This window comes from Niallia nealsonii, assembly GCF_002835805.1.
In the GTDB taxonomy this organism is placed as follows: Bacteria; Bacillota; Bacilli; order Bacillales; family Cytobacillaceae; genus Niallia; species Niallia nealsonii.
This window is the reverse complement of sequence record NZ_PISE01000012.1, coordinates 1-23,950: the sequence shown is the minus strand read 5'-3', so window position 1 is coordinate 23,950 and position 23,950 is coordinate 1. Positions and strand designations below refer to the sequence as shown.

24 protein-coding genes and 2 other annotated features are annotated in these 23,950 nt (G+C 36.0%); all 24 genes read right to left on the bottom strand.

Features of this window, described 5'->3' with window-relative positions; translation table 11 throughout:
* Positions 1-73 precede the first annotated feature (73 nt).
* Complete coding sequence (gene rpoB / locus CWS01_RS06070) at positions 74-3,631, bottom strand: DNA-directed RNA polymerase subunit beta (protein ID WP_101176305.1); 3,558 nt, start codon at positions 3,629-3,631, stop codon at positions 74-76.
* A gap of 250 nt (positions 3,632-3,881) precedes the next feature.
* Positions 3,882-4,484: a class I SAM-dependent methyltransferase gene (locus CWS01_RS06065; RefSeq protein ID WP_101176304.1), complete on the bottom strand. Its 603-nt coding sequence runs from the start codon at positions 4,482-4,484 to the stop codon at positions 3,882-3,884.
* 117 nt (positions 4,485-4,601) lie between these two features.
* Positions 4,602-4,964: a 50S ribosomal protein L7/L12 gene (rplL, locus tag CWS01_RS06060; RefSeq protein WP_101176303.1), complete on the bottom strand. Its 363-nt coding sequence runs from the start codon at positions 4,962-4,964 to the stop codon at positions 4,602-4,604.
* Between the two features lie 60 nt (positions 4,965-5,024).
* Positions 5,025-5,522 (bottom strand): 50S ribosomal protein L10, encoded by a 498-nt coding sequence (rplJ, locus tag CWS01_RS06055; RefSeq protein ID WP_101176302.1) that lies wholly within the window; start codon positions 5,520-5,522, stop codon positions 5,025-5,027.
* A gap of 30 nt (positions 5,523-5,552) precedes the next feature.
* Positions 5,553-5,704 (bottom strand) — a sequence feature (ribosomal protein L10 leader region).
* A 55-nt stretch (positions 5,705-5,759) separates the two neighbouring features.
* Positions 5,760-6,449 carry a 50S ribosomal protein L1 gene (gene rplA, locus CWS01_RS06050; protein WP_101176301.1) on the bottom strand — a complete coding sequence of 230 codons (690 nt, stop codon included), beginning with the start codon at positions 6,447-6,449 and terminating at the stop codon, positions 5,760-5,762.
* 112 nt (positions 6,450-6,561) lie between these two features.
* Positions 6,562-6,987, bottom strand: coding sequence for a 50S ribosomal protein L11 (gene rplK, locus CWS01_RS06045; protein WP_141434103.1), 426 nt, complete (start codon positions 6,985-6,987; stop codon positions 6,562-6,564).
* Between the two features lie 170 nt (positions 6,988-7,157).
* A complete protein-coding gene (nusG, locus tag CWS01_RS06040; protein ID WP_101176299.1) occupies positions 7,158-7,691 on the bottom strand; it encodes a transcription termination/antitermination protein NusG in 534 nt (177 codons plus the stop codon).
* Positions 7,692-7,922: 231 nt separating this feature from the next.
* The gene (gene secE / locus CWS01_RS06035; RefSeq protein WP_101176298.1) at positions 7,923-8,105 is read right to left on the bottom strand and encodes a preprotein translocase subunit SecE; all 183 of its coding nucleotides are present in this window, start codon (positions 8,103-8,105) and stop codon (positions 7,923-7,925) included.
* 53 nt (positions 8,106-8,158) lie between these two features.
* Entirely contained in the window at positions 8,159-8,302 is a 144-nt protein-coding gene (gene rpmG, locus CWS01_RS06030) for a 50S ribosomal protein L33 (protein WP_101176297.1), read from the bottom strand.
* A gap of 109 nt (positions 8,303-8,411) precedes the next feature.
* Entirely contained in the window at positions 8,412-9,071 is a 660-nt protein-coding gene (gene sigH / locus CWS01_RS06025; protein ID WP_101176296.1) for an RNA polymerase sporulation sigma factor SigH, read from the bottom strand.
* Between the two features lie 70 nt (positions 9,072-9,141).
* Positions 9,142-9,651 (bottom strand): NYN domain-containing protein, encoded by a 510-nt coding sequence (locus CWS01_RS06020; RefSeq protein ID WP_101176295.1) that lies wholly within the window; start codon positions 9,649-9,651, stop codon positions 9,142-9,144.
* A 2-nt stretch (positions 9,652-9,653) separates the two neighbouring features.
* Positions 9,654-10,397: a 23S rRNA (guanosine(2251)-2'-O)-methyltransferase RlmB gene (gene rlmB / locus CWS01_RS06015; protein ID WP_101176294.1), complete on the bottom strand. Its 744-nt coding sequence runs from the start codon at positions 10,395-10,397 to the stop codon at positions 9,654-9,656.
* A complete protein-coding gene (locus tag CWS01_RS06010) occupies positions 10,394-10,816 on the bottom strand; it encodes a Mini-ribonuclease 3 (RefSeq protein WP_101176293.1) in 423 nt (140 codons plus the stop codon). The genes rlmB and CWS01_RS06010 overlap by 4 nt, the downstream gene beginning before the upstream one ends.
* A gap of 3 nt (positions 10,817-10,819) precedes the next feature.
* Positions 10,820-12,220 (bottom strand): cysteine--tRNA ligase, encoded by a 1,401-nt coding sequence (gene cysS / locus CWS01_RS06005; RefSeq protein WP_101176292.1) that lies wholly within the window; start codon positions 12,218-12,220, stop codon positions 10,820-10,822.
* A complete protein-coding gene (gene cysE, locus CWS01_RS06000; RefSeq protein ID WP_101176291.1) occupies positions 12,220-12,870 on the bottom strand; it encodes a serine O-acetyltransferase in 651 nt (216 codons plus the stop codon). Before cysE ends, cysS begins: the two co-directional genes overlap by 1 nt.
* A 226-nt stretch (positions 12,871-13,096) precedes the next feature.
* Positions 13,097-13,387, bottom strand: a binding site (T-box leader).
* 39 nt (positions 13,388-13,426) lie between these two features.
* On the bottom strand, positions 13,427-14,884 hold the full coding sequence (gltX, locus tag CWS01_RS05995; protein WP_101176290.1) for a glutamate--tRNA ligase: 1,458 nt from the start codon (positions 14,882-14,884) through the stop codon (positions 13,427-13,429).
* A gap of 79 nt (positions 14,885-14,963) precedes the next feature.
* The gene (ispF, locus tag CWS01_RS05990) at positions 14,964-15,446 is read right to left on the bottom strand and encodes a 2-C-methyl-D-erythritol 2,4-cyclodiphosphate synthase (RefSeq protein ID WP_101176289.1); all 483 of its coding nucleotides are present in this window, start codon (positions 15,444-15,446) and stop codon (positions 14,964-14,966) included.
* Between the two features lie 5 nt (positions 15,447-15,451).
* Positions 15,452-16,150 carry a 2-C-methyl-D-erythritol 4-phosphate cytidylyltransferase gene (gene ispD / locus CWS01_RS05985; protein WP_101176288.1) on the bottom strand — a complete coding sequence of 233 codons (699 nt, stop codon included), beginning with the start codon at positions 16,148-16,150 and terminating at the stop codon, positions 15,452-15,454.
* Positions 16,151-16,167: 17 nt separating this feature from the next.
* A complete protein-coding gene (locus CWS01_RS05980) occupies positions 16,168-17,247 on the bottom strand; it encodes a PIN/TRAM domain-containing protein (protein ID WP_101176287.1) in 1,080 nt (359 codons plus the stop codon).
* A gap of 262 nt (positions 17,248-17,509) precedes the next feature.
* Positions 17,510-18,889 carry a DNA repair protein RadA gene (radA, locus tag CWS01_RS05975; protein ID WP_101176286.1) on the bottom strand — a complete coding sequence of 460 codons (1,380 nt, stop codon included), beginning with the start codon at positions 18,887-18,889 and terminating at the stop codon, positions 17,510-17,512.
* Between the two features lie 91 nt (positions 18,890-18,980).
* Positions 18,981-21,434, bottom strand: coding sequence for an ATP-dependent protease ATP-binding subunit ClpC (gene clpC / locus CWS01_RS05970; RefSeq protein ID WP_101176285.1), 2,454 nt, complete (start codon positions 21,432-21,434; stop codon positions 18,981-18,983).
* A 26-nt stretch (positions 21,435-21,460) separates the two neighbouring features.
* Positions 21,461-22,525: a protein arginine kinase gene (locus CWS01_RS05965; RefSeq protein WP_101176284.1), complete on the bottom strand. Its 1,065-nt coding sequence runs from the start codon at positions 22,523-22,525 to the stop codon at positions 21,461-21,463.
* Positions 22,526-22,528: 3 nt separating this feature from the next.
* Positions 22,529-23,077: a UvrB/UvrC motif-containing protein gene (locus CWS01_RS05960; protein WP_101176283.1), complete on the bottom strand. Its 549-nt coding sequence runs from the start codon at positions 23,075-23,077 to the stop codon at positions 22,529-22,531.
* Positions 23,078-23,101: 24 nt separating this feature from the next.
* Entirely contained in the window at positions 23,102-23,563 is a 462-nt protein-coding gene (locus CWS01_RS05955) for a CtsR family transcriptional regulator (RefSeq protein WP_101176282.1), read from the bottom strand.
* Between the last annotated feature and the right edge of the window lie 387 nt (positions 23,564-23,950).

The window sequence follows — 23,950 nt, the reverse complement described above, 5'->3', positions numbered from 1 at the left end:
AAGATTAAGTATATATACTTTAATGAAGGCTGACCCTTTTCTTTAGTGTCAGCCTTCATCTAAATGCTTAAAATTACTCTTGTACGCCTACTTTTTCTGACTCAGGCTCTTGTGTATCAGGTGCTATAGTGAGAGATTCAGCTTGTTGAATATCATCATCATCTGTATCTCTCATCTCAATTTCTTCTTCAGTACTTGAAAGAATTTTAACATCCAAGCCTAAACTTTGCAGTTCTTTCATTAATACACGGAAAGATTCTGGGACTCCAGGTTCTGGAACATTTTCACCTTTAACAATTGCTTCATATGTTTTTACACGACCAACAACATCGTCCGATTTAACAGTTAGAATTTCTTGTAAAGTATAAGCTGCCCCATAAGCTTCAAGTGCCCAAACTTCCATCTCTCCAAAACGTTGTCCACCAAACTGCGCTTTACCGCCCAGTGGTTGCTGCGTTACAAGAGAGTAAGGTCCAGTAGAACGAGCATGAAGTTTATCATCAACCATGTGAGCAAGTTTGATCATATACATAACTCCAACGGAAACACGGTTATCAAATGGTTCTCCAGAACGTCCATCATATAAAACAGTTTTAGCATCTTGGGCCATTCCAGCTTCGCGAATTGTTTCCCATACATCTTCTTCCCTTGCTCCATCGAATACTGGTGAAGCAACATGGATATTTAGACTTCTTGCAGCCATCCCAAGATGTAGTTCAAGTACCTGTCCGATATTCATACGTGAAGGTACCCCTAAAGGATTTAACATGATATCTACTGGTGTTCCATCTGGAAGATACGGCATATCTTCTTCTGGTAATAGACGAGAAATAACCCCTTTATTACCATGGCGTCCCGCCATTTTATCTCCCTCATGGATTTTACGCTTTTGAACAATATATGCACGAACAAGCTGGTTAACACCCGGTGGCAATTCATCTCCATCTTCACGATTAAATACTTTTACATCATGAACAATTCCGCCGCCGCCATGTGGAACACGCAAACTAGTGTCACGTACTTCACGAGCTTTTTCACCAAATATAGCATGAAGTAAGCGTTCTTCAGCTGTTAGTTCCGTTACCCCTTTTGGAGTTACTTTACCAACTAGAAGATCTCCGTCTTTTACTTCTGCTCCAATTCGGATGATTCCACGATCGTCAAGATTGCGTAGTGCATCTTCTCCGACATTTGGAATATCACGAGTTATTTCTTCCGGTCCAAGCTTTGTATCACGAGACTCTGATTCATATTCTTCTATATGAATAGAAGTGTATACATCATCTTTAACAAGACGCTCACTCATGATAATAGCATCTTCATAGTTATATCCATCCCATGTCATAAATGCAACAAGGACATTCCTACCCAATGCCAACTCCCCTAATTCCATAGAAGGGCCATCTGCTAAAACTTCACCTTTTTTCACTCTATTTCCAACCGCCACAATTGGACGTTGGTTATAGCAAGTTCCTTGGTTGGAACGGATAAATTTAAGCATTTTATATTTATCTAGATTACCCTTTACTTCTTGGCCATCTATCACTTTAACTCTTCTGACTAAAACTTCACGTGCTTCAACATGTTCAACAATACCATCATGTTTACAAATAACCGCAGCACCAGAGTCTTTACCTGAAACATACTCCATTCCAGTCCCTACTCTTGGAGCTTCTGGCTGCATTAAAGGCACTGCTTGACGTTGCATGTTTGCACCCATTAGTGCACGGTTGGAGTCATCGTTTTCTAAGAAAGGAATACATGCTGTCGCTGCAGATACAACCTGCTTAGGTGATACATCCATGTAATCAACACGATCACGGCGTACCACTGTATTTTCCCCTCTAAAACGAGCAACAACGTCCTCATCTAAAAATGCACCATCGTCTCCTAAACGCACATTCGCTTGGGCTACAACGTAGTTATCTTCTTCATCTGCCGTTAGGTAGTCAATTCGGCTTGAAACTAATCCAGTCTCCGGATCAACTCGGCGATACGGAGTTTCAATAAATCCAAAACGATTTACTTTAGCAAAAGAAGAAAGAGAGTTGATTAGACCAATGTTTGGTCCCTCAGGTGTTTCTATTGGACACATACGACCGTAGTGAGAATAGTGAACGTCACGCACTTCCATCCCCGCACGTTCTCTTGTTAATCCCCCAGGTCCTAACGCTGATAGACGACGCTTATGCGTTAACTCAGCAAGAGGATTGGTTTGATCCATAAACTGTGATAATTGAGAACTACCGAAGAATTCTTTAATGGATGCAATAACAGGACGTATATTGATAAGTTGCTGCGGCGTAATCGTATTAGTATCTTGAATAGACATTCTTTCACGAACTACACGTTCCATTCTTGATAAACCAATTCTAAATTGATTTTGCAACAATTCGCCTACAGAACGTAAACGTCTGTTACCTAAATGGTCGATATCATCCGTTAAACCAACACCATGCAGAAGGTTAAAGAAATAACTAATAGACGCAATAATATCTGCAGGAGAAATATTTTTTACTTCTTCTTCTACATACGCATTGCTAATAACATTAATTTCTTTATCTCCTTCATCAAGAGGAGAGTAAATTTTCACAGATTGAACAATAACATCATCTTCTAATACACCGCCATACGGGCTAAGCGTTTTAAAACCAATATTATTTTCTAAGTTTGGTATAATACGATCCAATGCACGACGATCTAAGAGCGTGCCTTTTTCTGCTATTATTTCTCCTGTTTCTGGATCAACAAGAGTCTCTGCTAAACGTTGACCAAACAATCTATTTTTTATATGAAGCTTTTTATTAATTTTATAACGTCCTACATTTGCAAGATCATATCTTTTAGGATCAAAAAATCTTGAAACTAATAAACTCTTAGCATTTTCAACTGTAGGAGGCTCACCTGGGCGCAAGCGTTCATATATTTCTAGCAACGCTTTTTCTGTGCCCTCGGTATTATCTTTTTCTAATGTATTGCGCAAGTATTCGTTGTCTCCGATTAATTCAAGAATCTCTTGGTCTGAGCCGAATCCTAGTGCGCGTAAAAGAACCGTTACTGGAAGTTTACGTGTACGGTCAATACGTACATAAACAACATCTTTTGCATCGGTTTCATATTCTAGCCAAGCACCACGGTTTGGAATTACAGTTGCTGTAAACCCTTTTTTGCCGTTCTTGTCTAACTTGCCATTGTAATATACACTCGGAGATCTTACTAACTGAGAAACGATAACACGTTCAGCCCCGTTAATAACGAAAGTACCTGTTTCAGTCATAAGTGGGAAATCACCCATGAATACATCTTGGTCCTTTACTTCTCCTGTTTCTTTATTTACAAGACGAACTTTCACACGCAAAGGCGCTGAATATGTAACATCTCGCTCTTTTGATTCTTCTACTGAATATTTTGGATCACCTAAGCTATAATCAATAAACTCAAGCAATAAGTTGCCAGTAAAGTCCTCAATTGGTGAAATATCTTGGAACATTTCACGTAATCCCTCATCTAAAAACCATTGATAGGAAGAGGTTTGGATTTCTATTAGATTTGGTAATTCTAAAACTTCACTAATTCGTGCATAGCTTCTTCGCTGGCGGTGTCGTCCATACTGAACAAGTTGACCTGTCAACTGATTCACCCCTCAAATCAAACGTTATAGTACATCTATTATCATCCTATAAAAACTTTTAACGCGTTATTTATAAGACAAAAAGAAAAAGGGTTTTCAAATCAAAAAAAACCACATTTTCATATTTCTGGTATTATTTTGTTAGTTTTTCCGAATTAATCCTTTTTTATACTTTTTTTGCATAAAAAAATGCTTATCAGAAAAATAATATATTGGCATTATACAATGCTATCACAACGTTTTCGACTAGTCAATCTTTTTTTGCTCTGATTATAAAATAACCTTTTTTCTTTATCTTCACTTCTACTTCTTGAAACAACTGCTCTAATTTAGCAATAGCCGATGGCGCGCCTTGTTTTTTTTGAATGACAACCCAAAGCTCTCCACCCGCTGCCAGATGATCGAAACTTTGTTCAAAAATATCATGAACTATATTTTTCCCTGCCCGAATCGGCGGATTTGTTACGATAGATGCAAATATTTTATGTTCTACTTGCAAGAGTCTATCACTTTCATATATAGCAACATTATTGACTTCGTTTAGCACAGCATTTTCTTTTGCAAGTTCTAACGCTCTTTGATTAACATCAATCATATGGATTTTTCTATCACTATTATCTTTCGCAATAGAAAGGCCTATTGGTCCGTAGCCACAACCAACATCCAAAATATCACCAGAAACCATAGGTGCTTCATATGTTTCAATCAATAATTTCGATCCGAAATCCACTTCCTTTTTAGAGAAAACACCATTATCAGTTTTAAAGCGGAAGCTTCTTCCATTTAAAGGATAGTTCCAATAGCTTGGATCACTACTTACATTTTGAGTACGGGAATAATAATGTTCCGTCAAATCAACCACCTCCATTGGGGAATATAATCGAAGTATCACAGAGGATTACATTTTTGATGCAAATTATTTTGAAGAGGAAAAAAGCCCGCTTATAAAGCGAGCTTTTTGAATCTAACATTACTTAACTTCAACGTTAGCTCCAACTTCTTCAAGTTTAGCTTTGATTTCTTCAGCTTCTTCTTTAGAAACTCCTTCTTTAACAGCTTTAGGAGTGTTATCAACAAGTTCTTTTGCTTCTTTAAGACCAAGACCAGTGATTTCACGTACAGCTTTGATAACTTTGATTTTTTGATCTCCAGGAGATGCAAGAACTACATCAAATTCAGTTTGTTCAGCTACAGCTTCTCCACCAGCAGCACCAGCAACAGCTACAGGAGCTGCAGCAGTTACACCAAATTCTTCTTCAATAGCTTTTACTAAGTCGTTTAATTCTAAAACAGTCATTGCTTTAACTGCTTCTAAGATTTGTTCTTTAGACATTATAATTTTCCTCCTTGTTTTTTATAAGTTTATTAAGATACGTTACAGTAACGTATTTTATTATGCACCTTGTTCTTCTTTTTGTTCTGCAACTGCTTTTGTTGCAAGAGCAAGGTTGCGGATTGGTGCTTGTAGCACACTAAGCAACATAGAAAGTAAACCTTCGCGTGAAGGAAGTTCAGCAAGAGCTTTAACATCTTCAACTGAAGCAACGTTACCTTCAATAACACCTGCTTTAATTTCAAGCGCTTCATTTTTCTTAGCGAAGTCATTAAGAATTTTCGCTGGTGCAATAACATCTTCCGTACTGAAAGCAATTGCGTTAGGACCAGTTAAAGCATCATTAAGACCAGCCAAATCCGCAGCTTCAGCAGCGCGGCGTGTTAATGTGTTTTTGAATACTTTAAATTCAACGCCAGCTTCACGAAGTTGTTTACGAAGTTCAGTTACTTCAGAAACAGTTAGACCGCGGTAATCAACAACGATTGTTGATTTACTTGCTTTGAATTTATCAGCAATATCTTGTACTTTTTGTTTCTTTTGTTCAATTACACTCATCTTTACACCTCCTGTAGAATATACATTTATACCGGAAAGTAAAAACCCCCACATCAAGCTAGACATGGAGGGATATACAATAGTTGATTAAACAACTGATTAAAATCTATCGTATTACCTCGGTAGGACATTAAGCTCGATATTAGAGCACCTACTGTCTATGGTACAAATGTTATTTATTTTTAACAACAAGATGTAGTATATGCTATCATTCTTGTTTTGTCAAATACTTTTATATTAAACAGTAGCAGGATCTACTTTTACCCCAGGACCCATTGTAGAAGTTACAGCAACATTCTTCATGTAAGTTCCTTTTGCAGCTGCTGGTTTAACTTTTTGCATTGTTTCAAAAATAGTTTTGAAGTTTTCAACAAGTTTAGTTTCTTCGAATGAAACTTTACCGATTGGAACATGGATGTTTCCAGCTTTATCAACACGGTATTCAACTTTACCTGCTTTAATTTCATTAACTGCTTTTGTAACATCAAAAGTTACTGTACCAGTTTTAGGGTTTGGCATTAAACCTTTAGGTCCTAATACGCGACCAAGTTTACCAACTTCACCCATCATGTCTGGAGTTGCAACGATTACGTCAAAGTCAAACCAACCTTGTTGGATTTTGTTGATATACTCAGCATCTCCAACATAATCTGCACCTGCAGCTTCTGCTTCTTTGATTTTTTCACCTTTAGCAAATACTAATACACGTTGAACTTTACCAGTACCATGCGGAAGAACAACCGCTCCACGAATTTGTTGGTCAGCTTTCTTAGGATCTACTCCTAAACGGAAAGCAACTTCAACTGATGCATCAAATTTTGCAGTACTTGTTTTTTGAACTAATTCTACTGCTTCTTGAATTGAGTAAGCTTTAGTGCGATCAACAAGTTTGATAGCTTCTAAATACTTCTTACCTTTTTTAGCCATAACGATATTTCCTCCTTGAATTGTGGTTTTAGCGGAATTACCTCCCACGAATTAAGGTTGCGACTTTTGATTACTCGTTGTCGCAACCTTAATCAATAAACCTTAAAACGGTTTAGTCTTCAATAACAATACCCATGCTGCGGGCAGTACCTTCAACCATGCGCATAGCTGCTTCAACGCTAGCTGCATTTAAATCAGGCATTTTCGTTTCAGCAATCTCGCGTACTTTATCACGCTTAACAGTTGCCACTTTATTACGGTTTGGTTCACCAGAACCTGACTCAATCCCAGCCGCTTTTTTAAGTAAAACAGCAGCAGGTGGAGTTTTTGTAATAAATGTAAATGAACGGTCTTCAAAAACCGTAATTTCAACAGGAATAATTAAACCAGCTTGTTCAGCTGTACGAGCATTAAACTCCTTACAGAATCCCATGATATTAACACCTGCTTGACCCAAAGCTGGACCAACTGGTGGTGCCGGATTTGCTTTAGCTGCTGGAATTTGCAATTTAACAACTTTAATTACTTTTTTAGCCACGAGACACACCTCCTTAAAGTCCGTGATGTGGTAATAGGGGGATACCCCTCCCACTCATCTGATCGTCTTTATATGAATAAAGAAATTTGACAATATCTCATCTCTTTTAATAAGAAATACTGACCTTTGAAATCTTAACACTTTTTCACATTCATTTCAAGTTTTTCAGGTTAAAATTTTTCAATTTGTGTAAAATCAAGCTCTACTGGGGTATCTCGACCGAACATATTTACTAATACTTTTACTTTTGCTTTATCTTTATCAATTTCTTCTACACTGCCTGTAAAGTTCGCAAAAGGTCCTTCTGTTACTTTAACTGTTTCTCCCAATTCAAACTCAATCTCCACACGCTGTTCTTCAACGCCCATTCTTTTCAAGATAACTTCTACTTCTTCTGGAAGAAGCGGAGTTGGTTTAGATCCAGATCCAGCTGAGCCAACAAAACCAGTTACTCCTGGGGTGTTTCGAACAACATACCAAGAGTCATCTGTCATGATAATTTCAACCAAAACATAACCTGGGAATACTTTTCTTTTTACTACCTTTGTTTTTCCATTTCTAATATCTGTTTCTTCTTCTTCAGGTACTACAACGCGAAAGATCTTATCTTGCATCGCCATTGTTTCTACCCGTTTTTCTAAGTTTGCTTTTACTTTATTTTCATATCCAGAGTACGTATGCACCACATACCAATTTTTTTCCATAAAAGAGGACTGTTTCGTCCTTCCCTCCCCGCACGTATTAATAAATATATTGCAAATAATATCCCCATCAAAGGTTTTCCTTCAATGAAAACAGTTTATTTGGTCTATATATAACGAACTTTACGTTTATCAATATCGACCACTTTTTATTTTAAAGCAATGAAAAAACCCGTTACCGGGCTTTGTAGATGTTTGTTATCGTTTTACCATTATACCATGAGTTAATAACAGTTATTCAAGTATTAAACGAATTAGTTCAGAAATTCCCAGATCAACAAGTGCGAAGAAGAGAGCAAAGAATGTGACTGTTACAATAACAGTAATGGTATAGTTAGTCAGTTCTTTTCTTTTTGGCCAACTAACTTTCCTTAACTCTCTGCCTACTTCTTGAAAAAAGTTAACAGTGCGTTGCATTTCGTTACCTCCATATTTAAAACGGGTATCCTATCATCAACTAATAATACCAATCATTTTGTTTCTTTATGAACAGTATGGGCATTACATTTTTGGCAAAACTTTTTAACTTCTAAACGTTCTGCTCCATTATTGCTCATTGTAGAATAATTTCTTGAGCCGCATTTTTCACATGCCAAAACTACTTTCTTTCTCATACCCAGCACCTACTACGTCCTTTTTATCTTTACCAAACTGTACCATGGACATGTATCGATGTCAATATAACCCAATATAGAAAATAGTTTTCTAAAATAATTAAAGAGTTTAAAGAGAAAACTCTCTAATTTCTAAATATCTTTCTAGTTTTCTTTTTACTCTTTGAAGCGCATTATCGATTGATTTAACATGTCTATTAAGCTCTTCTGAAATTTCTTGATACGATTGTCCATCTAAGTATAAAGCTAAAACTTTTCTTTCTAAATCACTCAATAACTCCGACATCTTTATTTCAATGTGATCAAATTCTTCTTGATTAATAATAAGCTCTTCTGGATCTAAAACCTTTGCTCCAGAAATAATATCCATTAAGGTGCGATCAGATTCCTCATCGTAAATTGGTTTATCAAGAGAGACATATGAATTCAAAGGAATATGCTTTTGTCTTGTTGCTGTTTTGATTGCTGTAATAATTTGCCTAGTTATACATAACTCAGCAAATGCCTTAAAAGAAGAAAGCTTGTCCTCTTTAAAATCACGAATTGCTTTATACAGACCAATCATGCCTTCTTGTACAATATCTTCCTTATCTGCACCAATTAGGAAATAGGATCTGGCTTTGGCACGTACAAAGTTACGGTATTTATGAATAAGATAATCTAATGCATCACTTTCACCTTTATGCACTAATTCAACAATTACTTCATCTTCAAGTTCTAAATATTTGTCAACACTTTCGTTACTTTTAGACCAGTTGTCAGCACTCATTCAGATCCCCCCGACTGTGCATTCATGGATAAAACCATTATACAGTAGGCTTTTTTTTAGCGTCAACTGCTCATTTCTCTCCACGGCGCCATTTTTCGAATATTTCTTCCATTTCTTTTGTTAGCGGTATCTTAGCTACAGGTTTTTTTTCTTTGATTTTTTTCACTTTTTTCTCGATGTTGACTTCTATGTTTTCCATTTCCAACTGAAGTTCTCTAGCAGATATTCTTAAAGCGCCTTGTCCAAAAATAGCCCATTGCTCCGTAAAATCCGATGTTGCTACATGAACTTGTGTTACCCGATTATTTAGTTCTTGAGCTAATTTTTCTATTCTTTCATCTGCGGTTTCATTTTCTCTTGTAAAAATTACTTCCACCTTGTAATTTTTATACTTTGTCTCTGTTCCTCTGACATAATAAGCGTCAAATACCACAATAACACGGTAGCCAGAATATGCTTGATATTCTGCCATTTTTTCGACTAAGCTGTCTCTGGCAGCGGATAAATCACTTACTTTCAGTTTATTCAGATCAGACCAAGCACCAATTATGTTATAACCGTCGACAATTAGAATATCCATTATCATCCCTCAATTGGATAACGTTTCCGATATACCTCATACATTAAAATTGCTGCTGCAACTGAAGCATTTAAAGACGTAACAGAACCTGCCATCGGCAAATTTATAAGAAAATCGCATTTCTCACGAATTAATCTTCCCATCCCTTTTCCTTCACTGCCAATTACTAAACCTAAAGGCATTGTGCCATCAAATTTGCGATAATCTTCACTTCCTGATGCATCCGTTCCTGCAATCCAAATTCCTCTCTCTTTTAATTCATCAATTGTTCTAGCCATATTCGTCACCCTTACTACAGGGATATACTCGATAGCTCCTGTAGAAGCCTTCGCAACTGTAGCAGTCAAACCCACCGCTCTTCTTCGGGGAATAATAATCCCATGAGCTCCAACAGCATCTGCTGTCCTCATAATAGACCCTAAATTATGGGGATCTTCTATTTCATCCAACAAAAGAAAAAATGGCGCTTCGTTTTTTTTCTCTGCTGATTTAAACAAGTCATCTATCTCGCTATATTGATAAGCTGCAACTTGTGCTACAACTCCTTGATGATTAGCATCCACAAGACTTTCTAATTTCTTTTTTGGTACAAATTGCACAAGAACATTCGCATTCTTAGCCAATGCAATCACTGTCTGCATTTGCCCCTTTTGCGACCCTTCTGCAATTAAGATCTTATTTACATCTCGCTCTGACTTTAATGCCTCTATCACAGCGTTTTTTCCTACAATATAATCACTACTCACTGTTTGCTCCTCCAACTGTTTTCAATGATAGATAAAGCCGCTTTAATAATTTCTTCAAGCCGCTCTTCCCTATTAGCTAAATATAAATATCCTAAAACCGATTCAAATCCAGTACTGTAACGATATGTCTGCACATCTGTATTTTTAGGAATAGATCCAGACTTTGCATTTCTTCCACGTTTTAGTACAGCATATTCTTCTTCCGTAAAAAATTCATCCGCCATCAGCTGATGAACAACTTTTGCCTGCCCTTTTGCAGATACATATTTTGTTGCCTCTCTATGAAGCAAATTAGGTTTTACCTTCCCATTATACAACAAATGCCTTCTTACATATATTTCAAGAACAGCATCGCCCATATAGGCAAGGGCTAAGCTGTTCAACTGTTTTTCATCTACTCTCTTTTCATAGAGGATCATGCTTTATCCTCTCTTCCAACGGATACCTTGTGCTGTATCTTCTAAAATAATATTCATCACTTTTAATTGATCTCTTATTTCATCAGCTAATTGAAAATTGCGGGCCTTTCTTGCTTGAGTTCTTTTTTCAATTAATGCTTCAATCTCATCATCAAGCAACTCTTTTTTTATTGATAAAGACAAGCCTAATACACCAAACAATTCTTCAAATTCTTTCAAAAATGCACGAATAACAGCTGCTGATGTTGTTTTTTCAAGCAAGTAATAATTTGCTTGTTTTGATAATTCGAATAATACAGAAATGCCATTAGCTGTATTAAAATCGTCGTCCATATCTGTTACAAATTGTTCATGAAGCTCCGTGACTTTCCCTAACCAATTATCATTTGTATCAGTTAAATCAGTGCTAGAAGCTATTCTATGCTGTAGATTCTCATAGGAAGTTCTAATTCTTTCAAGACCAGCACGAGTATTCTCTAACACTTCTTCACTATAATTAATAGGATTTCGATAGTGAACAGATAACATAAAGAATCTAAGTACTTGCGGGTCATGAATTTTTAAAATATCATTCACTGTTATAAAATTCCCAAGAGACTTAGACATTTTCTCATTATCTATATTAATATATCCATTATGCATCCAATAACGAGCAAAAGTTTTGCCTGTCAGTGCTTCAGATTGTGCAATTTCATTTTCATGATGCGGAAATGTCAGATCCTGACCACCTGCATGGATATCAATGGTATCACCTAAATATTTTTTTACCATAGCAGAGCATTCAATATGCCATCCCGGACGGCCTTTTCCCCATGGACTCTCCCAAGAGATTTCTCCCTCTTTTGCATTTTTCCATAAAGCAAAATCTAAGGAGTCTTGTTTTTTCTCTCCTATCGCTATTCTTGCACCAGAACGTAATTCATCAATAGATTGATGAGACAATTTCCCATATGTGTCAAAACTTCTTGTATGATAATAGACATCGCCATTAGATTCATATGCAAAGCCATTCTCCACTAACGCCTCAATAAAATCAATAATAATATCCATATTTTCCGTCACACGAGGATGGATTGTTGCTCTTTTGCAGCCCAACGCCTCCACATCCTCAAAATATGCCTGTATAAAACGATCCGCAATGACAGGAACTTCTTCTCCTAACTCATTTGCTGCTTTAATTAACTTATCGTCCACATCCGTAAAATTAGAAACGTATTGAACATCGTAGCCGCGATATTCTAAATAGCGTCTAACCGTATCAAAAACAAGAGCTGGTCTTGCGTTCCCAATATGAATATAGTTATATACAGTTGGACCGCATACATACATTTTCACTTTACCCTCTTCTAGTGGGTTAAAATCTTCCTTCGATCTTGTTAATGTATTATAAATTTGTATAGCCATTATTTATAGCTCCTTTCTTCCTGTATCTCCATTAGTTGCTGTTTTAATGTTAACATTTCAGCTTCCATCTCTTTTATACGATCTGATAATGGATCCGGCAGGTCACAATGATTTAAATCTTTATCTATTTTAACACCATCTTGCACCTTCACTCTTCCAGGTATACCAACAACCGTAGAATTTGGAGGCACATCTTTTAGCACAACCGAACCAGCACCTATTTTAGCATTTTCTCCAATTTCTATAGATCCTAAAACTTTAGCGCCTGTTGCGATAAGGGCATTATCTCTAACTGTAGGATGACGCTTTCCTTTTTCTTTACCCGTACCCCCTAATGTTACCCCCTGATATATCGTAACATTATTTCCAATTTCACAAGTTTCTCCAATTACAATTCCCATGCCATGATCTATAAAAAGACGGTTTCCAATTTTTGCTCCAGGATGAATTTCGACCCCTGTCATAAATCGACTAAATTGTGAAATAACTCGCGCTAAAAAAAAGAATTTACGTTTGTAGAAAGCATGCGCTATTCTGTGATACCAAATTGCATGTAAACCAGAATAGGTGAGAATAACTTCTAAAGAGCTTCTTGCAGCTGGATCTTGTTCAAATACAACAGATATATCTTCTTTTATACGTCGAAACATTGTACCCCTCCCCACAAACACTACTTTCCTTTTAACTTCTCTTTATTTTTTATTGTTATTGTTTTACCTAGTGAAAATAAATGCAAAAACATGTAATCCTTGTTTTTTTAATAATGGCTCTGTTAAACTTGCTTGTTGATTGCAGCGAGAGGCGTTCGCTCCGATCAATACAGTGTCAAAATCAACAATGAGCTTTAACATATAAAAAAAGCGTCTCTGTCTAAAAGACAGAGACGCTTTTAACGCGCGGTTCCACTCTGTTTAGATTATTAATTGCTAAATAATCTCCACTCTTCCTTGTTAACGGATAGGTTCCGCCTAATCTACTAAAAAGCACATGGAAGCAGTCAACTATTAACGACTTTTTCCCTTTGCATCTCCCTTTCGAAAAAAAGAGCTGTTCGATATCGGACTCAGAGGGGCACTTCAAAAAAGGAGCGGCATAAATCACTTTCAGCCAGTGGTGATTCTCTCTAGTATGCTTCCTTTTTTTACTTTTCCTCTTCTACGTTTTACATCATTCTTTTTATTACTATATTACATTTTTTATAATCTGTTAACCTATAATCGATAATAATCTTTTTTCTATTTTAGCTTGTCCTAATAATGCAATAGCCTTTGGCAAATCCGGACCATGTGTTTGGCCTGTAGCCGCAACACGAATAGGCATAAATAAATTTTTTCCTTTTTGGCCTGTTGCTTTTTGAACTCTTTTTATAGCTGCTTTAATATTATCAGCATTCCACTCATCCATGTTCAGCAACTCTTCTCTAAATGATCGAATCACTGCCGGAACTTGTTCTCCCGCCAATACTTCAGCTGCTTCCCCTTCGTAGCTGATTTCATCACTGAAAAACAATGTAGAAAGTTTAACAATCTCTGCCCCATAACTCATTTGGTCTTGATAAAGGTCAATTAGGCTTTCAACCCAATTTTTTTCTTCTTCTGTCGGCTGTTTACTTAATAAATCGGCGTTCACTAAATGTGGAGTTGCCAATTCTACTACTTTGCTTAATTCAGCTTTTTTAATGTATTGGTTATTCATCCATGCTAATTTTTGTTGATCAAACAACGCAGGAGATTTCGATAGACGAGTGGCATCAAAAATATTAATAAATTCATCCTTAGAGAAAAGCTCATCTTCCCCTTCTGGAGACCATCCTAATAATGTTATAAAGTTAAATAATGCATCCGGCAAGTAGCCCAACTCTTCATATTGTTCAATAAATTGAATAATGGACTCATCTCGTTTGCTTAATTTTTTTCTATTTTCATTCACAATTAATGTCATATGTCCAAAAATCGGTCTTTCCCAACCAAATGCATCATATACCATTAACTGTTTCGGTGTATTGGTAATATGATCATCACCTCTTAGTACATGAGAGATTTTCATTAGGTGATCATCAATTGCCACAGCAAAATTATATGTTGGAGTGCCATCCTTTTTAATCATTACATAATCACCAATTGTTTCGGCATCAAAAGAAACGGAACCTTTTACCATATCTTCAAATTCATATACCACATTTTCAGGAACCTTTATGCGAATGCTTGGTTTCCTTCCTTCTGCTTCAAGTTTTTCTTGTTCTTCTTTAGTCAGGTGACGGCATTTACCTGAGTATTTGGGAGTTTCATTGTTTTTCAGCTGCTCTTCTCGCTCAGCTTCTATTTCTTCTTCTGTACAATAGCATTTATAGGCAAGTTCTTTTTCTAATAGCTCTGTATAGTATTTTTTGTAAATATCAGTGCGTTCTGATTGTCTATATGGGCCATATTCACCGCCTACATCTACACTTTCATCCCAATCCATTCCAAGCCATTTTAGATATTTTAATTGACTTTCTTCTCCACCTTCAATATTTCTTTTTTTGTCTGTATCTTCAATGCGGATAATAAATTTTCCGCCTTTATTTCTTGCAAATAAATAATTAAATAGTGCAGTACGTGCATTCCCAATATGCAGATGTCCCGTTGGACTTGGGGCATAACGAACACGGATTTCGTTGGTCATGCTATTGCCTCCTCGATTTCAATCATTGAATTTTCACCTAATCTATTCTATCATTACATTTTTTTCTTTAAAAGAGTGTTTATCTTACTTTTTTCTGCAATAGAACAACTGCTTGTGAAGCAATTCCTTCTCCTCTTCCAGTAAATCCTAATTTTTCTGTTGTAGTTGCTTTCACATTTACATTACTTTTTTCTGTTTCTAATAAAGATGCGATTTTTTCCTGCATACTCGTTATATGAGGAGCCATTTTAGGCATTTGCGCCATAATTGTACAATCCGCATTTACCAGTTCATAGCCTTTTGACTTTACTATTTCCCAAACACGTTCCAGCAATTTGGCAGAATCTGCATCTTTGAATGCCTCATCTGTATCTGGGAAATGTTTCCCAATATCACCCTCGCCTATTGCACCAAGGCAGGCATCCGCTATTGTATGTAAAAGTACATCTGCATCAGAGTGACCTAATAGTCCTTTTTCAAAAGGGATTTCTATTCCTCCTATAATAAGTGGTCTTCCCTCCACAAGCTGATGCACATCAAAACCTTGTCCTATTCGAAACATCTAGTTTACTCCTTTTCATTAACTTTTTTCTTTTTTTGTATAATGGCCTCTGCAAAATATAAGTCCTCTGGGGTTGTTAACTTAATATTATCATAATCCCCCAATACAATTTTCACTTCTTTCCCAAGACGTTCCACTAAACTTGCGTCATCCGTACCAAGAAAACTATCTTTAAATGCTTGCTCATACGCTTCCTTTAAGATGGAAATACGAAAAGCTTGTGGGGTTTGAATAGCCCACAAGCTTGAACGGTCAACTGTCTCATCTACTATATCACCAGAAACTTTTTTCACCGTATCCTTTATAGGAACAGCTAAGACAGCTGCACCGTTTTCTTTTGCAACTTCTGTTAATTGTTTTATTTGATTTTCATTAATAAAAGGTCTAGCCGCATCATGTACTAATACTATAGCGCTGTTTCCTAGCAATTTTATTGCATTATAAATGCTATATTGTCTTTCTATTCCTCCAGCAACAAGACCAGCAATTTTTTGGATATCAAAGTTAGCTATCCATTCCTGCATTTGCTGTTTTTCTTCAGGATTTATCACTAGCCAAATACGGCTACAGTTGGAATCCTGCTCAAAAACCTTTAATGTATGAATGAAAATAGGCGCCTCATCTATTGTCAGAAACAACTTATTTTTTCCCGCCTGCATTCTTTTCCCTTGTCCTGCTGCTGGTATAATGACTTCATAAGTCATAAAACAATCTCCTATTCCTACAATGCTTTTTCTAATAATTTAGGTTTTGCAAATATCATTCTTCCTGCAGATGTTTGCAACACACTAGTAACAAGTACATCAATATGTTTACCAATATAATTGCGGCCTTCTTCTACTACAATCATTGTTCCATCATCTAAATAAGCAATTCCTTGATTATGTTCTTTTCCATCTTTAATAATCTGAATCTTCATTTCTTCACCTGGAAGAACTACTGGCTTTACTGCATTTGCTAAATCATTGATATTTAATACAGAAACCTTCTGAAGTTCACAAACCTTGTTTAAGTTAAAATCATTTGTTACAACAACACCATTTGTCAACTTGGCCAGTTTAACAAGTTTGCTGTCTACTTCTTGAATATCCTCAAAATCTCCTTCATAGATTTCGACCTTAATGGCCAATTCTTTTTGAATGCGATTAAGAATATCCAATCCTCTTCTTCCTCGATTACGTTTTAAAGCATCTGAGGAATCCGCAATATGCTGCAATTCACCCAACACAAATTGGGGAATAACAATTGTCCCTTCTAAAAACCCTGTTTGGCATATATCAGCGATTCTTCCATCAATAATAACACTAGTATCAAGGATTTTTAAATTATTTTTTTCCGTTTTAGGAGCATCTTCTTCCGTGCCTTTTTTCTTTTTAGCGGTAAAAAGCGTTAATAATTCATCTCGTTTCTTGAAACCAACTTGAAAACCTAAATAACCAAAAAGTAACGTTAATAGTATGGGTGCAATTGTATTAAGAATTGGTACTTTTATAGCTGTTAATGCGTACCCTATTAAAAAAGCTAATATAAGACCAAATGCTAATCCTACACTTCCAAATATAATGTCAGTTATTGGAGCCCTTACAAGAGATTCTTCCATTAACTTAACAAAATTAACAACATAGTCAACCGCCCAAAATATTATAAGATAAAAAATAATGGCACCAAGTATTGCAGAAACATAAGGATTATTTATAAGATTCGATTCGAATGTCAATGATTTCAATAAATCCGGAATAAAAAATATTCCAAGCGTTCCTCCAATAATTATGAAACCAGCTTGAACAATGCGTTTTAACAATACTTTCACCTCCTCTTTCACATTATAAACAAATTCTAGAATTTAAAACCTGTTATTACAGAGAATTTGTTCATTTGTAATGAAAAAGTTATTTTCGTTAATTATTACATATTATCTTTAAGAATAAATTTAGCGTAGCATTATTAACAATAAAATGTCAAATATAAACAGTACATTTTAACATACATGCCACTTAGCATCAATTTATTTTTTCATTTTTCCAAAATTATTCTTCACAAAAATTATTGCTATTATCCTTTTATTAATCTTCTAATGCTACTTTTAATGCCTCTCCTACAGAGTTCACTCCTATAAGTTTTACTCCACTCGGCGCCTTTAAGCCACTTAAGTTATTAGACGGAAGGATAACTCGCTCGAAGCCCAATTTTACTGCTTCTTGTACCCTTTGCTCTATTCTAGATACTCTTCTTACTTCACCTGTTAATCCCACTTCACCAATTATACAATCGGTTGCTTTTGTTGGCTTATCTCTAAAACTTGATGCAATGCTCACCGCAATGGCTAAATCAATTGCTGGCTCATCCAACTTTACTCCTCCAGCTACCTTTAAATATGCATCTTGGTTTTGCAACAATAACCCCACTCTCTTTTCCAAAACTGCCATTAATAATGGAACTCTGTTATGATCAATGCCAGTAGCCATTCTCCTAGGATTTCCGAAACTTGTTGGTGAAATAAGTGCTTGTATCTCTACTAGTACAGGACGAGTCCCTTCCATAGAAGCAACAACCGTTGATCCAGCGGCCCCCTGGGATCGCTCTTCTAAAAATATCTCAGAAGGATTCTCGACTTCCTCTAATCCAAATTCCTTCATTTCAAAAATTCCCATTTCATTTGTAGAACCAAAACGATTTTTTACAGCTCTTAATATTCGATATGTATGATGTCTTTCTCCCTCAAAATACAAAACCGTATCTACCATATGCTCTAACAGTCTTGGTCCTGCAATGGAACCTTCTTTTGTAACATGTCCCACAATAAAGATTGCAATCCCTTTTGTTTTGCCAATTCTCATTAACTCTGCTGTACATTCCCTTACTTGGGAAACACTTCCTGGTGCTGAGGTTACCTCAGGATGATAGATTGTCTGAATAGAATCTATTACTACAAATTGAACATTTGAATTTTCAATTGTTTTGCTTATTTCCTCTAAATTTGTTTCAGAATATACGAGAAGATGTTCTGTAGTAACACCTAATCGATCCGCTCTTAATTTAGTTTGTTTTTGTGACTCTTCTCCAGATACATATAAAACATTATGTTTTTTATTTGCCAATTGAGATGATACTTGAAGAAGCAGAGTAGATTTTCCTATTCCAGGATCTCCACCAATTAATACAAGCGAACCTTGCACTACTCCACCGCCTAATACGCGATTAAGCTCTCCAAGATCGGTTAAAACTCTTGGTTCATTTACAGTTTCTATACTTGTAATAGGAATAGGCTTGGCAAGAATAGTAGAACTTTGAGTATGAGCGAAGGCTCCTTTTCGCTGCGATTGGCTTTTCTCTACTTCTTCGACCATTGTATTCCAATTGCCACATCCAGGACACCTCCCCATCCATTTGGCTGATTCATAGCCACATTCTTGACAAAGAAATTTTGTTTTGCGCTTCGCCATTTTTCCTCATTTCCTCCTTGCTTTTATACTCTAAAAAAAATAGCACACGTATAATAGTAACACGTGTGCCCATTTTATTTTTACTTCCTTATTATTTCTGCAGATTAGGTGTTGGCTCATTTATTTCTTTAACCTTTACAACAAAGGCACCATCTTCTATATCTAAGTCAATATTTTGTCCAGTTAAAACAGTTCCTTTTAACAATTCTTCTGACAAACGATCTTCAATATGTTTTTGAATCGCTCTACGAAGTGGTCTTGCCCCATATTCCGGATCATAACCTTCATCAGCAATTTTTTCTTTTGCAGCCTCTGTAATAGTTAAACGTATATCCTGTTCTGCCAACCTTTTTACTAACTGATCTGCCATTAATGTAACAATTTCTTTTAAATGTTTTTTCACTAAAGAATGGAAAACGATGATTTCATCGATACGATTTAAAAACTCTGGGCGGAATGCTCTTTTTAATTCTTCCATTACTTTACCCTTCATATCTTTGTAATCAGCTTCTCCATCTTGGATATTAAAGCCTACGTATTTATTGCGTTTTAATGCAGATGCACCAACGTTAGAAGTCATAATTAAAACTGTATTTCGAAAATCAACTGTTCTTCCTTTAGAATCTGTTAAACGACCATCCTCTAATACTTGCAATAGTATATTAAAAACATCTGGATGTGCTTTTTCAATTTCATCTAATAAAACAACAGAATATGGCTTTCTTCTAACCTTTTCTGTCAGCTGTCCACCTTCTTCATACCCTACATACCCTGGAGGCGAACCTACAAGTCTAGAAGTCGAATGCTTTTCCATATATTCTGACATGTCAATGCGAATCATTGCATCTTCGTCACCAAACATGGATTCAGCCAGCGCTCTAGCAAGTTCAGTTTTTCCTACACCTGTAGGTCCTAGGAAAATAAAGGAGCCAATTGGACGTTTAGGATCTTTTAATCCCGCCCTTGCACGTCTAACGGCTTTTGAAATTGCAATAACCGCTTCTTCTTGCCCAATAACACGATTATGAAGAATGGATTCCATGTTAAGCAATTTGTCTGTTTCTGTTTGAGCTAGTTTTGAAACAGGTATACCAGTCCAGCTAGCTACCACACTTGCAATATCTTCCACTGTAACTTCTGAATTTTCTTGACCCTGCTTCTCTTTCCAATTCTTTTTCGTTTCTTCTAGCTGTTCTCTTAATCTTTGCTCTGTATCACGTAAAGATGCAGCCTTTTCAAATTCTTGACTTTGAACAGAAGCATCCTTTTCTTTTCGTACTTCTTCTAGTTTCACTTCTAGTTCTTTTAAGTTCGGAGGAGTTGTATAAGATCTTAATCGCACCTTCGAACCTGCCTCATCTATTAAATCAATTGCTTTATCCGGTAAGAAACGGTCTGAGATATAACGATCTGATAATTTCACCGCAGCTTCAATTGCCTCATCTGTAATGGATACGCGGTGATGTGCTTCATAACGATCTCGCAGCCCTTTAAGAATTTGTACAGATTCCTCCGCTGTCGGTTCATCCACTGTAATAGGTTGAAAACGTCTTTCTAGTGCAGCATCTTTTTCAATATATTTTCTATATTCATCTAATGTTGTCGCTCCAATACATTGCAACTCTCCCCTTGCTAAAGAAGGTTTCAATATATTAGATGCATCGATTGCTCCTTCTGCACCACCTGCACCGATTAAAGTGTGCAACTCATCGATAAACAAGATAATATTTCCTGCTTGGCGAATTTCATCCATTACCTTTTTCAAACGATCTTCAAATTCACCACGATATTTTGTTCCAGCAACAACCGTTCCCATATCTAATGTCATTACCCTTTTATCTCGTAAAATTTCCGGCACTTCATTTTGAACAATTTGTTGTGCTAATCCTTCTGCAATAGCAGTTTTACCAACCCCTGGTTCCCCTATTAACACTGGATTGTTTTTTGTTCTTCTACTTAGCACTTCAATTACACGTTGTATTTCTTTGCTTCTTCCGATGACAGGATCTAAGCTTCCTTCTCTAGCAATTGCAGTTAAATCTCTAGCTAAGCTATCTAATGTAGGCGTATTTGCACTAGCCGCTGATCCACCTTGATGACTACTAGATTCACTGCTTCCCAATAATTGAAGCACTTGTTGTCGAGCTTTATTAAGACTGACTCCTAGATTATTTAATACTCTAGCTGCAACTCCTTCACCTTCACGGATGAGCCCTAATAAAATATGCTCTGTGCCGACATAGGAATGACCTAATTTCCTTGCCTCATCCATAGATAGTTCAATTACCTTTTTAGCTCGTGGCGTATAATGAATAGTTTGGGAAGCATCCTGCCCACGCCCAATTAGATTTTCTACTTCTTCTTGGATCTTTTCTGGTCCTAGCCCTAGCGCTAATAAAGCTTTAGCAGCTATCCCTTCACCTTCACGCACTAAACCAAGTAAAATATGCTCTGTACCAATATTATTATGTCCTAATCGAATTGCCTCTTCTTGTGATAAAGCCAGTACTTTTTGCGCTCTTTCTGTAAATCGACCAAACATCATGCTTTCATCCTCCCTATTCCTTTTATTTATTTTACTTCCATTTGAAGTCTTTCTCTGATTAGAGTAGCGCGACGAATGTCACGTTCATTAGGAGTCATTTGCTCTCCTGCATAAAGCTGTAAAAAACCTGGCTGTGTTAAAATTAAAAGTTCATTTAAAATGTTTTTAGAAATGTTTTTAATATATTCCATATCTATACCTAAACGGACATCTGATAGGCATTGTGCCGCTTCCTTTGTTTCAATTATTCTACTATGGCACAATGTTCCATAGGATCGATAAATCCTGTCTTCTAATTCTATGTTTGAAGATTCTACTAATACCTTTCTTGCTTTTTTTTCCTGTTCAATTAATTGATGGACAACACTTATTAATTCTTCTACAATATCCTTTTCTGATTTTCCTAATGTGATTTGATTGGATATCTGAAAAATATTCCCTTGAGCTTCACTGCCTTCTCCATACATTCCTCTAACAACTAGACCTAAATGGTTAATAGCAGGTATTATTCGTTTCATTTGTTGTGTTAACACCATTCCTGGCAAATGAAGCATAACAGAAGCTCTTAGACCCGTACCAATATTAGTAGGACAGCTTGTTAGATAACCCATTTCCAAATGATAAGCATAATCAATCTCCTGTTCTAACCAGTCATCAATTTTATCTGCTAGGTTTAAAGCTTCCAACAACTGCAATCCTGGTTTAATACACTGAATTCGAATATGATCTTCTTCATTTAACATTATGCTTATCTCTTCGTTTTCTGAAATTATACAGGCACTCTGTTCTGATTCTACCAATTGGGGACTAATTAAGTGCTTTTCGACAAGTACTCGTTTTTCTAGCTGTTGAAGATTATCCATTTTTAGTAATTCTAATTTTTCTAGTTCCAAGGTTTCCTGATTTTGAAGTCTTTTGTTCAATATTTCTATAATTTCAGAAGCATCTTCCTTAGAAAATATAGTAGGAAATTGAATTTTTTTTATATTTCTTGCTAGTCTAATACGAGAGGTTAAGACAATGTCAGAATCAGGGCCCTCTGAACACATCCAGGATGTTTTTGCCTTATTTATAAAGTTTTCTACAGACACCCTTTACTCTCCTCCCTCATGAAAAGCTAAAAGTTGCTTTTCCTTTCTTCTAATCTCATCACGAACTTCTGCTGCTTTTTCAAATTCCTCTTTATTAATAAGTTCTTTAAGGTCCTCTTTTAATTTGCCAATATCTTTTTTAATTAATATATGGCCTCCTATTCTTTCAGGAACTTTACCTTTATGCTCAATATTTCCACCATGAAGCCTTTTAAGTACTGGCTGAAGTTGTTCCTTGAATGTTTCATAGCAACTAGGACATCCAAACCTGCCAACTTCTAAAAATTGAGAAAATGTCATAGAACACTCTTTGCATTGGAGAACATCTTCCTTTTTATAAGGATTTTGTTTAATTTGTTGGAAACTTGGTTCAATATTTAGCAAATTTGCTAATAAACTATTGAACGAAAAACCTGAAGACCCATTGAGCATGAACAATTCGCCTTTTTCAGCTGCACATTGTTCACAAAGATGAAATTCAGTTTTTGTTCCATTAATAATCTTCGAATAATGTAGTGTTGCCGGTCTTTGATTACATTCAGAACAAAGCATTTTACCACCTCAAAACTACTGCGTTTATTTATATTTTAATGTAGTTAACATTGCCTTTAATATCCTTGCTCTTAGTTCATCTCTATAGGGTAAATCAAGATATAAGACAGAGCGATCAATTACACTAAGCATTATTTTTGCTTCTCTATCATTAATCACTTTTTCTTCCACCAGACGATAAATAACATCCTCTGCGCTGCTTTGAGGAATTCGTGTTTGTATAAGGGATAGTAATTGATCAATTAAATGGGCATAATCATGAGACTGAACTTTCATGATTCGAATAAATCCTCCGCCGCCACGTTTACTTTCTACTACGTAGCCCTTTTCTATCGTAAACCTTGTATTTATAACATAATTAATTTGGGAGGGTACACATTCGAACTTGTCGGCGACTTCGCTTCGTTTTATTTCAACAAGTGACTTTTCACTCATTTTTAAAACTTCCTTTAAATAGTTCTCAATTATATCCGAAATATTCTTCACCAAGCCTCCCCCTTCTGACTTTGACTATATTTGACTATAATTATACATGAAACAACCGTTTTATCGCAACGTTGACGTTTTATTAATTTTCCCAATTTCTTTCCTTTCCAAACGTGAACATTTATTTATATGTGTTGAAAATTCTAAAGGGGGAGTTTTTAGGTTACATTAAATATAGTCTGATTTTTCTAACTTTTCAAGTAAGAAGGTATTTCATTTATACTTTCTTAATTTTATGAGTTTATAAAATTTCGAGGGAGCGACTTTCTTTTCCTTTGTCTAACTAACAATTTATTAACATTTTATAATTTTTATTCCGATGAAATGCAAAAAAAGATACCCGAATGGATATCTTTTTTCTTTTATTCGCCTGGCGACGTCCTACTC

What these genes read in the sequence shown, in the direction of transcription:
- rplL (WP_101176303.1), bottom strand. Translation starts at nt 4,964, where the DNA reads ATGTCTAAAGAACAAATCTTAGAAGCAGTTAAAGCAATGACTGTTTTA.
- rplJ (WP_101176302.1), bottom strand. Translation starts at nt 5,522, where the DNA reads ATGAGTGTAATTGAACAAAAGAAACAAAAAGTACAAGATATTGCTGAT.
- rplA (WP_101176301.1), bottom strand. Translation starts at nt 6,449, where the DNA reads ATGGCTAAAAAAGGTAAGAAGTATTTAGAAGCTATCAAACTTGTTGAT.
- nusG (WP_101176299.1), bottom strand. Translation starts at nt 7,691, where the DNA reads ATGGAAAAAAATTGGTATGTGGTGCATACGTACTCTGGATATGAAAAT.
- secE (WP_101176298.1), bottom strand. Translation starts at nt 8,105, where the DNA reads ATGCAACGCACTGTTAACTTTTTTCAAGAAGTAGGCAGAGAGTTAAGG.
- rpmG (WP_101176297.1), bottom strand. Translation starts at nt 8,302, where the DNA reads ATGAGAAAGAAAGTAGTTTTGGCATGTGAAAAATGCGGCTCAAGAAAT.
- sigH (WP_101176296.1), bottom strand. Translation starts at nt 9,071, where the DNA reads ATGAGTGCTGACAACTGGTCTAAAAGTAACGAAAGTGTTGACAAATAT.
- CWS01_RS06020 (WP_101176295.1), bottom strand. Translation starts at nt 9,651, where the DNA reads ATGGATATTCTAATTGTCGACGGTTATAACATAATTGGTGCTTGGTCT.
- CWS01_RS06010 (WP_101176293.1), bottom strand. Translation starts at nt 10,816, where the DNA reads ATGATCCTCTATGAAAAGAGAGTAGATGAAAAACAGTTGAACAGCTTA.
- cysS (WP_101176292.1), bottom strand. Translation starts at nt 12,220, where the DNA reads ATGGCTATACAAATTTATAATACATTAACAAGATCGAAGGAAGATTTT.
- cysE (WP_101176291.1), bottom strand. Translation starts at nt 12,870, where the DNA reads ATGTTTCGACGTATAAAAGAAGATATATCTGTTGTATTTGAACAAGAT.
- gltX (WP_101176290.1), bottom strand. Translation starts at nt 14,884, where the DNA reads ATGACCAACGAAATCCGTGTTCGTTATGCCCCAAGTCCAACGGGACAT.
- ispF (WP_101176289.1), bottom strand. Translation starts at nt 15,446, where the DNA reads ATGTTTCGAATAGGACAAGGTTTTGATGTGCATCAGCTTGTGGAGGGA.
- ispD (WP_101176288.1), bottom strand. Translation starts at nt 16,150, where the DNA reads ATGACTTATGAAGTCATTATACCAGCAGCAGGACAAGGGAAAAGAATG.
- radA (WP_101176286.1), bottom strand. Translation starts at nt 18,889, where the DNA reads ATGGCGAAGCGCAAAACAAAATTTCTTTGTCAAGAATGTGGCTATGAA.
- clpC (WP_101176285.1), bottom strand. Translation starts at nt 21,434, where the DNA reads ATGATGTTTGGTCGATTTACAGAAAGAGCGCAAAAAGTACTGGCTTTA.
- CWS01_RS05960 (WP_101176283.1), bottom strand. Translation starts at nt 23,077, where the DNA reads ATGCTTTGTTCTGAATGTAATCAAAGACCGGCAACACTACATTATTCG.